This window comes from Streptomyces sp. NPDC051105 (assembly GCF_040682795.1).
Taxonomy (GTDB): domain Bacteria; phylum Actinomycetota; class Actinomycetes; order Streptomycetales; family Streptomycetaceae; genus Streptomyces.
This window is the reverse complement of record NZ_JBFBBR010000020.1, coordinates 87,573-99,821: the sequence shown is the minus strand read 5'-3', so window position 1 is coordinate 99,821 and position 12,249 is coordinate 87,573. Positions and strand designations below refer to the sequence as shown.

13 protein-coding genes are annotated in these 12,249 nt (G+C 70.5%); 8 read left to right on the top strand and 5 right to left on the bottom strand.

Going from position 1 to position 12,249, the window contains the following annotated elements; all coding sequences use genetic code 11:
- Positions 1-304: 304 nt before the first annotated feature.
- On the top strand, positions 305-1,138 hold the full coding sequence (locus AB0N16_RS36185) for a hypothetical protein (RefSeq protein WP_365804312.1): 834 nt from the start codon (positions 305-307) through the stop codon (positions 1,136-1,138).
- A gap of 150 nt (positions 1,139-1,288) precedes the next feature.
- Complete coding sequence (locus AB0N16_RS36180; RefSeq protein WP_365804310.1) at positions 1,289-1,930, top strand: hypothetical protein; 642 nt, start codon at positions 1,289-1,291, stop codon at positions 1,928-1,930.
- 109 nt (positions 1,931-2,039) lie between these two features.
- Here AB0N16_RS36180 and AB0N16_RS36175 read toward each other — a convergent pair whose 3' ends face one another.
- Positions 2,040-2,285 (bottom strand): alcohol dehydrogenase catalytic domain-containing protein, encoded by a 246-nt coding sequence (locus AB0N16_RS36175; protein ID WP_365804419.1) that lies wholly within the window; start codon positions 2,283-2,285, stop codon positions 2,040-2,042.
- A 29-nt stretch (positions 2,286-2,314) separates the two neighbouring features.
- The gene (locus AB0N16_RS36170; RefSeq protein ID WP_365804308.1) at positions 2,315-2,782 is read right to left on the bottom strand and encodes a GNAT family N-acetyltransferase; all 468 of its coding nucleotides are present in this window, start codon (positions 2,780-2,782) and stop codon (positions 2,315-2,317) included.
- Positions 2,783-2,959: 177 nt separating this feature from the next.
- Here AB0N16_RS36170 and AB0N16_RS36165 point away from each other — a divergent pair, with 177 nt between their 5' ends.
- From AB0N16_RS36165 to AB0N16_RS36155, 3 genes are read left to right on the top strand one after another with little or no spacing between them, the layout of a single operon-like run.
- Positions 2,960-5,395, top strand: a complete 2,436-nt coding sequence (locus AB0N16_RS36165; RefSeq protein ID WP_365804306.1) for a tetratricopeptide repeat protein — start codon at positions 2,960-2,962, stop codon at positions 5,393-5,395.
- Positions 5,388-6,491, top strand: a complete 1,104-nt coding sequence (gene amcB / locus AB0N16_RS36160) for a cyclophane-forming radical SAM peptide maturase AmcB (protein WP_365804304.1) — start codon at positions 5,388-5,390, stop codon at positions 6,489-6,491. The genes AB0N16_RS36165 and amcB overlap by 8 nt, the downstream gene beginning before the upstream one ends.
- A complete protein-coding gene (locus tag AB0N16_RS36155) occupies positions 6,466-6,642 on the top strand; it encodes a hypothetical protein (protein WP_365804301.1) in 177 nt (58 codons plus the stop codon). The genes amcB and AB0N16_RS36155 overlap by 26 nt, the downstream gene beginning before the upstream one ends.
- Positions 6,643-7,021: 379 nt before the next feature.
- On the opposite strand, the gene AB0N16_RS36150 is transcribed toward AB0N16_RS36155, so the two are convergent.
- The 3 genes from AB0N16_RS36150 to AB0N16_RS36140 form a co-directional block, all read right to left on the bottom strand.
- Complete coding sequence (locus tag AB0N16_RS36150; RefSeq protein WP_365804299.1) at positions 7,022-7,834, bottom strand: Rieske (2Fe-2S) protein; 813 nt, start codon at positions 7,832-7,834, stop codon at positions 7,022-7,024.
- 524 nt (positions 7,835-8,358) lie between these two features.
- Positions 8,359-8,514, bottom strand: a complete 156-nt coding sequence (locus AB0N16_RS36145) for a DUF6131 family protein (protein ID WP_365804297.1) — start codon at positions 8,512-8,514, stop codon at positions 8,359-8,361.
- Between the two features lie 252 nt (positions 8,515-8,766).
- A complete protein-coding gene (locus AB0N16_RS36140; protein WP_365804295.1) occupies positions 8,767-9,324 on the bottom strand; it encodes a hypothetical protein in 558 nt (185 codons plus the stop codon).
- A 755-nt stretch (positions 9,325-10,079) separates the two neighbouring features.
- Here AB0N16_RS36140 and AB0N16_RS36135 point away from each other — a divergent pair.
- From AB0N16_RS36135 to AB0N16_RS36125, 3 genes are read left to right on the top strand one after another with little or no spacing between them, the layout of a single operon-like run.
- Positions 10,080-10,424 (top strand): hypothetical protein, encoded by a 345-nt coding sequence (locus AB0N16_RS36135; protein ID WP_365804293.1) that lies wholly within the window; start codon positions 10,080-10,082, stop codon positions 10,422-10,424.
- Between the two features lie 52 nt (positions 10,425-10,476).
- Positions 10,477-11,442 carry an LLM class F420-dependent oxidoreductase gene (locus AB0N16_RS36130; RefSeq protein WP_365804417.1) on the top strand — a complete coding sequence of 322 codons (966 nt, stop codon included), beginning with the start codon at positions 10,477-10,479 and terminating at the stop codon, positions 11,440-11,442.
- 19 nt (positions 11,443-11,461) lie between these two features.
- The gene (locus AB0N16_RS36125) at positions 11,462-12,133 is read left to right on the top strand and encodes an HAD family hydrolase (RefSeq protein WP_365804291.1); all 672 of its coding nucleotides are present in this window, start codon (positions 11,462-11,464) and stop codon (positions 12,131-12,133) included.
- Positions 12,134-12,249: the final 116 nt, after the last annotated feature.

Here is a 12,249-nt window from a genome sequence, read left to right as displayed (position 1 = left end):
CTGGACCGGGCAGGGCTACAGCCTCATCCACCTTCGCCGCCTGCGTACCTCATGCTGAAGCGATCAGTAAGGGAGGGCGGCGGAACCTGCTGGGGGCCGACCTGCCGACCTCGCGTACCCGCCGAGCCGGAGCGCCGGGTACACGAACCCTTGCGGCCAGAAGGCAACGGGAGCCGCACGATCGCACCCATGCGCGGTAGGTGTCGCCTGACCGAACCCTCTGTCACCTGACGTCTTGGCGTGCGTGGTTGCGTGCCGGGGGCGACGGCCGGCCGCAGTACGCCGCCCGCTAGCATCCCTTCGCATGACGAGGCGGGGGTGGCGACTTGGTGTCGTGGCGGTGCTGGCGGCGGTCTGCGTCTCCGGTCCCGAGCACTCGGAGGTCGTCCGTACGGCGTCCGACCTCGGCCCCCTGCCGACCGACCGCTACGACTACACACCGCAGGACTACCAGCGTTCGCAACGGGCAACGGCGTTGCTGGTCCGGCAGTGCATGGCGGAGCACGGCCACCGGGACTTCCCGCTCGACCCCCGCTATCCCAGCGACCCCATCATCGCCACCGCGGTCAGCACCGACTACGGCGCCCTGGATCTCGCCGCCGCCCGCCGCTGGGGCTACGGCTGGGACCCGGCCAAGTCCCCGGCCCTGCGGCCGAAGGGCCGCCGGATGACCAGCGCCGAGTACGCGGACTTCCCCGTCTGCAACGCTGAGGCGAGTCGGCGGCTGCTGCGCGGCATCGACCTCAAGCGGGACTGGCTCTACGCGGGTACACGGGCGGTCGCGATCGACAAGGCGGTCAAGCGCGACCCACGCCTCCGTACGGCTTGGGAGGTGTGGTCCCGCTGTGTGGCAGAACAAGGATTCACGCGCTATCCCGACCCCGTCGCGGCGTACACGGACGCCGCCTGGCAACGGGGCAGTGACGGCAACACCCGGCATACGCGGCGGGAGCGGGCCACCGCCGTCGCGGACGTCATCTGCAAGCGCCGCCACCATACGGCCGAGATCTGGCACGCTGCACGGGCGCAGCAGCAGGCCATGGACATCACACGGCACCGCGACCGCTACGCCGCCGGGCTGCGGGCGCTGCGGGAATACCGGACCACCATCGCCGAGGTGCTGCGGAAGCTCGGTTAGCGAGGCACCCACGCATCACTGCGAGTCCCGCGGGAGCCATCCTGTCCCACTGAAGTTCGGTCATGTCTCATCGAGGTTTGAGGGAGTACCCCCACCCACATGAGTATGCGTACTCACGCGCGGGGGGAGGCTTGATCGCAGACTGTGCGCATGAGACGGATCGCTACCTTGACCAGCATGTTCGCCCGCTCCTCGCGCCGCCCGCAGCTCGCCCTCGTGACAACCGCCCTTGCCTGCATGGCACTTGGAGCGTGCGGCACCGAGAAGACGAACGCCGTCGGAGAGCAGACCCAGCGCGCCGACGCCGTCGGAGGTCAGCCCGACGCGGCCTTCACCGCGATGCTGCATAAGATCGCTCAGTCGTGCCCCCCGAGCGCCCCGCCAGAGGCGCCGCCGAGCGGTCCGGCGAAAACGCTGCCGTCCGATGGGGTGGAGACACCGCCGAGCGACGCGATCGAGCCCATCGCCCCCACGGCGGGTCCGGAAGTGGAGTTGAACGCTCGCGACTGGTGCGCGAGCAACCTTCATGAACAGCGCATCACCCAGGCGCTCCGGAATCTGCTGGAACCCACCCCCACGAAGGTCAGGGCGATCCTGAACGACCTCGGCTATGTCGACGAGCGCATCCACGACCTCAAGCGGTCCGGGGCGACCACGCGGTTCTTCCTTGACCTACGTGACAAGGGTGGACGGCTGTGCGTGGAGGGCTTGGCAGCCGGCGAGGAGACCGTCGTCGACAAGTGCGTAGCCCCCGCGACCGGCCCGTTCACGCCTGGAGAGCGGAAGCAGTGACCACCAGCTTGGCGTTGTCGGCGTACATCGCCGAGCAATGGTCAAGACCTGTCCCGGCAGGAGTCGACCATGCAGCCGACTGCCACCCGGTCTCCGACCGAGAACCCGGTCACCGCGGGCCCCGCGGCCGACACCACACCGGCGTCTCGTGTCCGGGCGCCAGCGGGCAGGTGGTCGTCCCGAACGCGCTCCTGATTCTGGAGACGTCGGTGAGGCAGACCCCGCAGTAGGCGATGTCGACGAGGACGTCCGTCGGGCCGACCTCGCGGCGGTCGACCGTTGTGGCTTCGAACGGCTCGCCGGGTCCGGCGCGGCGTGCGCAGCCGTCGTCAGGTCTTACGGCCTGGGGAGCGATTACCGGTGACGGCTGGTTGGTTGGTCGGGCTATGAGACGTCGAGCGGCAGATCTCGGTGGAAGACGGCCATGGCCCGGCCGGGGCCGTTGTAGTCGTCGACGGTCCTCGTGTCGAAGCCGAGGCTGCGATGGAAGGCGATTGACCCGGTGTTCTCGATTGACGTGATCGCCTTCAGCCGCTGTGCACCGTGACGTTCCGCTGCTTCAGCGAACGCCGTGTACAGCCGACGCCCGAGACCGGTGCCACGGGCGTCGTCCCGCGTGGCGATCAGATGCACGTACCCGGTGCCGTCCGGGGTGACGAACCCGAAGACGTACCCACGGATTCCGTCCTCCGCCCGGGCGACCAGGCAGGTGGAACCGAACTCCTGCACCAGAGCCAGAAGGTGCAGCGACCGAAGGTCGCGGTCGCCCCAGTAACGGGGGTGATCAGTGAGGACCTGGTGGAAGTCGGCCACCCCGGCCGGTGCGATGTGTATCCCCATGATGACGATCATGGCAGACTCCCTGGCCGTTGCAGCCGAAGGGCCGTACGGGTTGGGCAAGTTGCGGCGATCGGGCAGGACCTTGTCGTTCTTCGGCAGGCCGATGACGTGTTCCAGAACTGCCGGAAGTCGGAAACTACTTCAGGTCGGCCCGTATACCCGTGGCGCGAGCCCCTCCATGATGGATCCATGCGGGACGTTGCGGATACGGCCCCCAGGGGCGAGGACGGCGACACACACGGGGAGCACGGCGTCAGCACGACCGTTGCCGCGGATCACCTCGACTTTCGCGCGGGACGGTTCCACGGCGATGTGGTGGGCAAGAAGGTGGAGCACCACCATTATGTGGCGCACGGCCATTCCGCGCTGAGGTCACTGCCCGGCCCGGTCAGCGGCTTCGTCGGCCGCCACGACGAACTCCGCAGCCTGCTGGAGACCCTCGGCGCCGGCACCCGCTCCCACGGCACCGTGCTCATCTCCGCCGTCGCCGGACTGGGCGGCGTCGGCAAGACCGCGCTCGCCCTCCAGGCGGCGCACGCGGCACAGGACCAGGGACTCTTCCCCGCGGGCGCGGTCTTCCTCGACCTCCACGGGTACGACGACGTGCCGTTGGCTCCGGAACAGGCGTTGGAGCAGTTGCTGCGCGCGCTCGCAGTGCCGGCCGGGCACATCCCCGCGAGCGCGGACGCGAGGGCCGGACTCTACCGGTCCGTGCTGGCCGGGACGGCCGAGGAACGCGGCGCCCTCCTCATCGTCGTCGACAACGCGTCCCACCCCTCGCAGGTGCGGCCCCTGCTGCCGGGCCATCCGCGCCACCGGGTGCTGGTGACCTCACGCGACACCCTCTCCCAGCTCGGCGCCCACCTGCTGCACCTGGGAGTGCTGCCGGCCGAACAGGGTGTCGAGGTGCTGGCCACGGCAGTCACGGCCGCCGACCCCCGGGACACCCGCATCGCACGGGAACCCGAGGACGCGAGGCGGCTCGGCGCCTTGTGCGGGCAGCTGCCGCTCGCGCTCCACATCGCCGCCGCCCTGCTCATCAACGACCCCGGCAAGCCGGTGGCCGAACTCGCGGACGAACTCGCCGACGCGGCCGGGCCTCTCGACAACCTGTATGACGGCGAGCGGGCGATCCGGGCGACCTTCGACACGTCGTACGACCGCCTCGCCCCCGGCCCCGCACGGCTGTTCCGCCTGCTCGCCATCGCGCCCGGTCCTGATACCGGGACGGAGGCGCTCGGGGCGCTCGCCGGTGCGGAACCGGCGCCGCGCGAGGTCGACGCCCTGGTCAGGGCCCATCTGATCGAGACCGGCAGTCGGCGCGGACGCTGGCGGATGCACGATCTGGTCCGGGCCTACGGAGCCGCCCGGGCCATGGCGGACGCCTCGTCGGTGGCAGAGGTGCACGCGGCGCGCGATCGGTTGCTGGGCCGCTACCAGGAGCGTGTCACCGACGGTACCGCGCACCTCAAACCGACGGCCGCGAGTACCACGCGGCACAACGGCTTCACCGACCGGGAGGAGGCCCTCGCCTGGCTGGACACGGAACGCGACGGGCTCGTGGCCGCCGCCCAGTGGGCCGCCGATCCGGCGCATGCCGAGCCCGCGGTGCGGCTGGCCCTGAGCCTGTACGACTACCTCGGCTGGCGGCGCCACTACGACGACGCGGCCATCGTGTACCGCTACGCGGCCCGGGGTGCCCATCTGCTGGGGGACCAGGAGCGCGAGGCACTGGCGTACGACAACCTCGGCATCGCCCTGCGCCAGCTGAGGCGGCTCGACGAGGCCGTCGACGCGCACCACCGGGCACTGCGGACGTGCCGGGAGCTCCCCTCGCCACCGGGAACCGCACGGGAGGCTCCCCGTGGAGAGGGCAGGGCCCTCTACAACCTGGGCAACGCGTACCTGGAGGCCCGGCGCTACGACCGTGCGCTCACGGCGTACCTGGAAGCCGAGACCCTGTTACGGGGCGGGGGAGTACGGAGCCTCGCGGCCATGGCCCAGAACGGAATCGGCGTGGTGCACCTCATGACGGGACACTTCGCCGAGTCGGTACGTCGGTTGGACTCCGCGCAGAACGTGTTCCGGTCCCTCGGCGAGACCATTCCCGAGGGCATCGCCACCAACAACCGGGGCCGCGCCCGGCGGGCACTCGGGCAGTTCGAGGCATCGTGCCGCGACCATCTGCGTTCCATCGCGCTGTTCAGGCCGTTGGGCCAGGCCGAGCGCGTGGCCACCGCCTGCAACGACCTCGCCCTGGCCCTGCGGGAGATGGGCCGCACGGCGGAAGCGCTGGAGCGGCATGCCGAGGCGTTGAACCTGGTCAGACAGCACACGGAGCGCTACCGCGAAGCCATGGTGCTCAATGACCTGGGCGAGACCCTGTGCCGGGCCGGTCGGCCCGAGGAGGCCGCCGACTGCCATGGACGGGCGCTGGCGCTGTTCCGCGACATCTTCCACGACCCCTACGGACAGGCCCGCTCGCTCGACCTGTATGCGGCCGCCGTGGAAGGGACGGGCGCACTCGACGAGGCACGCCGGGCACGGCGGGAGGCGGCCGCGCGGTACGGGGAGGCCGGGGCGGATGCGGGCGGCGAGGGCGGTCGGGGGGATTCCGGTGCCTGAGCTGGCGTCGACCGCGTCGGTGGTCTTCCTGCAACCCGTGACCCTGTGCAACCTCGACTGCTCGTACTGCTATCTCCCCGAGCGGGCCCTCCGCCGCCGGATGTCCGTCGACGTGGCCGACGCCGTCGCGCGGGCGGTGTCGGTCTGGTCCGACGTCCACCCGGTGAACGTGGTGTGGCATGGCGGGGAACCGCTCGCCCTGGGCCTTCCCGGATTCGTGGAACTCCTCGGACGGTTCCGCGCGGGTGCGCAGCGGGTCAGTCACACGGTGCAGACCAACGGCACGCTCATCGACGACGCGTGGTGTGAGGTCTTCGTCCGGCACCGGGTGGCGGTGACGGTCAGCCTCGACGGGCCCGGGCGGTTCAACCGCGACCGTGTCACGCGCGCCGGCCGCGGCAGCCTCGACCGCACGCTCCGCGGCATCGCGGCACTGCGCCGCCACCACCTCCCCTTCGCCGCGATCGCGGTCGTCCAGGACCCCGACCCGGAACAGGCCGAGGAGCTGTACGACTGGTTCGCCGCGCTCGGGTGCCGCTCACTCGGCATCAACATCGTGGAACGCAAAGGCACCCACGTGCGGGTGTCGGCGGACGACGAGCGGGTCACCGCCTTCTGGACCGCTCTCGCACTCCGCTGGAGGAGGGACCGTCGGCTCCCCATCCGCGAGTTCGACCACGCCCTGCGCTATGTCGCCGCGGAGCTGGGCGGACGAGCCAGGGAGCGGGCTCTGGCCCCCCACGATCCGCTGCCCATGATCGGCTGGGACGGAGACGTGACCCTGTTCGGGCCGGATCTGTCGGGCTTCTCCTCCTCGAGGCTCGGCACGTTCGACGTGGGCAACGTGGCCGACGCGGATCTCACGGAACTGGTGGCGCGGGCCGCGCAGTCCGGATGGGTCCGCGAGGTCCTGGACGGCACCGAGGCGTGCCGGTCCACCTGTGACCACTACGCCTACTGCCTCGGCGGGCAACCCGCCAACAAGTACTTCGAGACGGGGCGGTTCGACGTCACGGAGACGACGCACTGCCGCAACAGCAAGAAGCGACTCATGAAAGGACTGATGCGCGGTGTCCCAGAACCCCGGGCAACCTGAAACCCTGTCCACGACCGTCGAAGCCCACCGAGACGCCCTGTCGGACCTGCTCACGGCCCCCGACCGCGCCCCCTCCCCGTCCCAGCCTCCCCCCGCCCCCGACTTCCGCGCCGACACCCTCCTCTCCTCCTGCATCGACCCCAACGGCTAGGGTTTGTCGGGAAAGTGCTGGTCACGGCCACTCGTTGAGGACTGCGACCAGCACGGTCGCCTCGTGGTGAACGGCAAGCCCGTCGTATCTCGTGGCCACGGGCCGGTGGCGCTCGAGGCGATTTGTCCCGCCCTCGACGGCATGACGCTCCCGACAGTCGGTTCTGCCGAACTTCGACGGCATGACGCACGCGACGGTCGGTCGTGCCGAACTTCGACGGCCGGCCGGCTCCTCGAAGTGCTCCACCGGACCCGGCTCCACCGGCCGGCCCTGGTCGGGCAGGCGGTGGGGCATCAGACGCGAACTCTGCCCGCCCAGCTGGAGACGGCCTGCCGGGCCTGTGACGAGCTGGCGCCCGGCATCCGGACAGGGGGCGGTTTCAGGAGCGCAGCCGTGCTTCCACCCGGCCGTCGGTTATGCGGGTGTCGAAAGCGGGCTGGGGTGCTGTGGCCGGGCCGGTGATGTTCCAGCCGTCGGTCAGCCGGAAGGTGCTGCCGTGCCAGGGGCAGCGCAGGCAGCCGTCTTCCAGAGTGCCTTCCGACAGGGGGCCCGCCAGGTGGCTGCAGTGTTCGGCCAGCACGTACACCCTGTCGTCCGGCTGGCGGACGGCCACCACGGCCACACCGTCGAGGTCGCAGTGCGTCGGTCGGCCGTGCGGAAGGTCGGACAGGTCGGCGACGTAGTGCCAGCCCGGCTCCACCAGCTGCGCGACGGCTTCGGCGTGGTTGGCGCCGGCTGCCAGGCGGTAGGCGAGGTGGCCGCCGAGCGCGCCACCGATACCGACGACGCCGAGCCCCGCCCAGCCGTACAACCTGCCGGCGATTTCATGCCCGCGCAGACGAGCGGTCAGGGAGGTGACGTACAGGGCGACACCGGTGACGTTCGCCGTGGCGTGGACGATGCCGACGCGCATCTGCCGACGGTTCAGTTCCGCCCAGTCCACCCAGCCTGACGCCGCGGCCGGGGCTGCGGCGAGCAAGCCGGTGGCGATCAGGATGCGTGCCGCGCGTCGGTGGCCGGGCACTGAGTCGAGCACGGCGGCCGACAGCCAGCTGCCGAGGGGTATCTGGACCAGCAGAGGGTGTACCGGGTGACCGAGCCAACGTCCGTGCAGACCGTCTCTGGCCCGGCCGAGTGGCACCGCCTGCACCATCCGCTGCATGACCTCGAGCAACCGGTCGGCGCTGGACAAGCGTTCCAGGCGGTCGACCGCTTTCAGGACACGACCAGGTCCCCCTGCGTCGGGCAGGAGCCGTCCGGCCGTCGGGGAAAGGCGGTGGGGGAGAGTGCTGAGTCTCATGTGCTCCGAGTAGCCGCTTCACGGTGCCGCAATCAGCCGGCCACTGCTGAGCCGAGAACACCTCGTGTGCTGGCCTTCCACGCGGTGAACGAGTGGTCGGCGGGGGCATCGCTGCCGGAGGAGTGTCGGCGGGCCGTCCGCACCGGTTTCGAGCGGTGACCCGCGGAGTGCCTCCGTGACGCGGACCGGCTTCTCCGTGGCGCCGAGACTGCGGCCCACGGCTCTGTACTGCGGCCCACGGCTCTGTCGATCACGAGGCGAGGCGGCACCCCGAGCCCTGAGCACGAGGCGGCGCCCGAGCCGCCCCAGGGCGACTCGGGCGCCGCAAGGTACCCCCGGGCACCCGCACCGTGGGCCGTGCCCGCTGTCACCGATCCCGGGGGGTCAGTGACGGCGTGGCAGGCGAGGTGGGGCGATCACCAGTAGTGGCGTCGACCGGCGACAGCGTGTCCCATGCCGCCGAGGAGCCACAGGATGGCTCCGATGACCAGCAGGATGATCCCGATGGTCCACAGGATGGATATCCCGAGGACGAAGCCGACGACGAGCAGAATGATGCCCAGGATGATCATGGTTTCTCCATGGGGATGAGTGCCGGAGCCCCGGTAGTGGTGCCGGCGCCCCGGCGAACGGTGAGAGTCCGCAGGGAGCGGGCGAGGGGGTGGGATGGTCTCCTCCTTACTCCGCGCGGTGCGGTGGGTGGCCGGCGACCCCCAGGCGGAGCGGTCCACGGTTGTGTCGATCACCCGCGTGGCGGGCGGTGCGCCGACCGTGATCCCGACGCCCACTGTTTCTTGTGGAGCTTCGTCGTCCGAGGACCGGCGTCAGGAACGGGCGGGCCGTGCCTGGCCGCCGTCGGTGAGCAACTCGTCGAACAGCGTGCGGTAGTGCACCATGGCACTCCGCAGTTGCTCGGTCGTCGCCTGGTCGTGGCTGCTGAGGGACTCCACCTCGTGTGCGGCGCGGTAGTGCTCGAGGGTGCTCCCGTGTTCCACCGAGAGGTCCTTCATCTGCTGGTCGAACCCTTCGGTCGGGTAGCCGCGGTCGTGCATCAGGGAGGTCACCAGCTGGTCCGCGTCGTGCACCGCGTCCTGCGGCCGGTCCACGAACTCCTCCTGGACGCTGCTCCATTCCCGCGTGTAGCGGTCACGTGAGACCGGCGGGAGCGGTTTGATCTCCAGTGCATCGTGCCGCTTCTCGCGTTCCCTGAGTTCACGCTCGGCGGCGAGCCGACCGTCGGATCCCTCCATGGTCCGTTCGTACTCCGGGCCGAAGCGCTCACGGAGATGACGGCGTCGCGCTACGAGCGCTACCGCTACGGCGACAAGGGCTAGCACCACCACGATCGCAATGATGATCGCCAAAAGTGTTCCGGTGGACATGGGCACAGGCTCCTCGTGGGGAGGTGAGATACCTCCTCCAAGTTCCCATTTATCCGATATTCACCCTTTCTGTGGCGATTGGCATGTGGGGCGACCGGCACCTCGGGTGCATGGAGAGCGGACGGCGTTCGCGAGGGCCCCCGCAGACGGTGAGCGCGGGCTGGGGCATCGAGGTGGGCATCATCGTCGACGGTCGGGGTACCTGCGCCTGGCACCCACCCTGTGCGAGGAATCGAGAACGCTGTGAGGGACCACCGCACGGAAGCCCCCGGACACAGGGGGCCGAGACCGAAGACGATCCCGAAGGACCCGCCCGATCCCAGGCAGGCGCCGACGAGCCGCGCGAGCCGGAGGGGCGTGATCCGGAGATCCCCGACCCGAAGATCCCCCACACGGACGAGGCCGGCGCCAGGAGGAGCGCGCCGCACATCCCGGCAGCGCACGTCCGAGGCGTCCCGTGCCCGACGAACCGTCCGGCTGACGCCCAGCGCGCTGTGGGAGCCGAGTCGGGCGACGCTGTAAAGGACGCCCGGTGACCGTCGCCACGAGACGGGCCGGCGGAGAGGAGACCGGATGGATGCGTGCCCGGCCCGATGCCTGTCCCGTCTCTCGACAGCCGGCCGGATCCGCCCCGCCGGCCCGTGGCCGTGCCGCCTTGTCCCTACGGTCGCGGCTGCTGGGGCCGTATGCCGACACCGTGAACGACTGCGTCTGATCATCCGTCCCGTCGTATGCATGCAAGGAGAGTGAGCCCGATGGCCACCGTGTCCCTCACCGGAGCGTCCGAGGAAGACGCCGCCACCGTCTTCCGCGTCCTGCGGACCGCGTTCCCGACCGACCGTTCCGCCGGCGACGTGCCCCAGGAGCAGCCGGGCGGCCCCTCCGTCGTGTGGACCGCGGAGTTCGAGCCGACGCAGGATTGGGTCCCCGTCGATCCGATCCCTCTGGAGGGCTCGGTCTCCGCCACGCTGCAGGGCGACTATGTCGCCGTGGATCAGCTCCGTGAAGCTCTGGGTGCCGCGTTCGCCGTGGACGAGGGGGGGACGGCGTCGGGAGACCAGGAACAGGAGGTCGACCTGCGGCTCACGACGAAGCGGTGACGGGACGGACGGCCGTTCTCGCACAACCCCGACCCTCGAGGAGATGAGCGCGATGGTGCAGATCGGGTACACGATGATGACCGAGCAGGCCGGGCCGCGGGACCTGGTGCGGCATGTCGTCGGCGCGGAGCGTGCCGGCTTCCACTTCTCGGTCACGTCCGACCACTACTTCCCCTGGCTGGAGTCCCAGGGCCACGCCTCCTATGCGTGGAGCGTCCTCGGTGCCGCCGCGCAGGCCACCGAACGCATTCCGCTGATGACATACGTGACGTGCCCGACGACCCGCTATCACCCGGCCGTCGTCGCGCAGAAGGCCGCCACGATGCAGCTTCTCTCCCAGGGGCGGTTCCGTCTGGGACTCGGATCCGGGGAGAACCTCAACGAGCATGTGGTGGGGGGTGGTTGGCCCGCCGCGCACGTCCGGCTTGAGATGCTGGAGGAGGCGCTGGAAATCATCCGTCCACTCCTGGCAGGGGAGAACGTCAACCATCACGGTGTCCACTTCGACGTGGCGAACGCCAGGCTTTGGGATCTGCCCGAGGCGCCCCCGCCGATCGGTGTCGCCGTCTCGGGTGACCGCTCGTGCGAACTCGCGGGACGTCTGGCCGACTTGGTGATCGCCACCGAACCCAGGCCGGAACTGATCTCCGCGTTCGACCGGCACGGCGGCACGGGCAAGCCCAGGGTCGGCCAGCTGCCGATCTGCTACGACACCGACCGCGACGCGGCGATCGCCCGCGCCCACGACCAGTTCCGCTGGTTCGGCGGCGGCTGGCCGGTCAACTCCGAGCTGCCCGGACCCGCCGCGTTCGCGAGTGCCACCCAGTTCGTACGGCCCGAGGACGTCGCCGAGTCCATTCCCTGCGGTGACGACGTGGACGCCGTCGTCGAAGCCGTGCGCCCCTACGTCGACGCTGGGTTCACCGAGGTCGCCCTGGTCCAGATCGGCGGCGAGCACCAGGAGCCGTACCTGGAATGGGCCGAGCACAAGCTTCTGCCCGCCCTCCGTGAGCTGTGAGAGGGCGAGGACACCCGAGATGACTACGAGACGCGCCGCGGTCTTCGACGTCGACGGAACGCTCGTCGACACCAACCACCTGCACGTCGTCACCTGGTGGGAGGCTTTCCGGCAGGCGGGCCGGCACGTCCCCATGCGTGACATCCACCGGGCCGTGGGCCTCAGCGGCGGTGACCTGCTGGACCACCTGCTCGGCGACGACCGCGATCCCGATGAGGACGAGCAGCTCACCGCGGCCCACCACGCCCTCTACGCCACCTACTTCGAGCGGCTGCCGGCGCTGGACGCGGCAGGCGATCTGCTCCGCGCGCTTGCCGGGCGGGGGTGGCACATCGTCCTGGCGACGTCGGCGAGCGGCGCGGAGCTGTCCGCGCTGCGGCGTGCCATCGACGCGGACGACGTCATCCTCGGGGCGGCCAGCGCGGACGACGTCGCCGAGGGCAAACCCGCCCCCGACCCTGTCCAGCAGGCCCGAGAACTGGCCGGGGTGCCGAGCGAGCGGACCGTGTTCGTGGGCGACACCGTCTGGGACATGAAGGCCGCCGCACGGGACGGAGTGACGCCCGTGGCGGTGCTGTCCGGCGGGATCCCGCGCGCGGACCTGGAGACCGCCGGTGCTCAGGCGGTGTACCGGGACCCCGCCGACCTCCTCGGACACCTGGACTCCAGCGTCTTCGCCGACATGGAGTGACCGAAGGCCACGAGGTACGAACTCGGCTGATGGTGAGTACGGAGTCCTCCCGGGGGCGGGCACCGGCCAGGTGGTGCCGGCAGCCACGAGGGCGGCATCGACCTTCCGGGCTCCGG

Bases quoted from the DNA above. Each gene is read 5' to 3' on its own strand.
- AB0N16_RS36125 (WP_365804291.1), top strand. From the start codon at position 11,462: ATGACTACGAGACGCGCCGCGGTCTTCGACGTCGACGGAACGCTCGTC.
- AB0N16_RS36180 (WP_365804310.1), top strand. From the start codon at position 1,289: ATGAGACGGATCGCTACCTTGACCAGCATGTTCGCCCGCTCCTCGCGC.
- AB0N16_RS36130 (WP_365804417.1), top strand. From the start codon at position 10,477: ATGGTGCAGATCGGGTACACGATGATGACCGAGCAGGCCGGGCCGCGG.
- AB0N16_RS36170 (WP_365804308.1), bottom strand. From the start codon at position 2,782: ATGATCGTCATCATGGGGATACACATCGCACCGGCCGGGGTGGCCGAC.
- AB0N16_RS36140 (WP_365804295.1), bottom strand. From the start codon at position 9,324: ATGTCCACCGGAACACTTTTGGCGATCATCATTGCGATCGTGGTGGTG.
- AB0N16_RS36145 (WP_365804297.1), bottom strand. From the start codon at position 8,514: ATGATCATCCTGGGCATCATTCTGCTCGTCGTCGGCTTCGTCCTCGGG.
- AB0N16_RS36185 (WP_365804312.1), top strand. From the start codon at position 305: ATGACGAGGCGGGGGTGGCGACTTGGTGTCGTGGCGGTGCTGGCGGCG.
- AB0N16_RS36135 (WP_365804293.1), top strand. From the start codon at position 10,080: ATGGCCACCGTGTCCCTCACCGGAGCGTCCGAGGAAGACGCCGCCACC.
- AB0N16_RS36165 (WP_365804306.1), top strand. From the start codon at position 2,960: ATGCGGGACGTTGCGGATACGGCCCCCAGGGGCGAGGACGGCGACACA.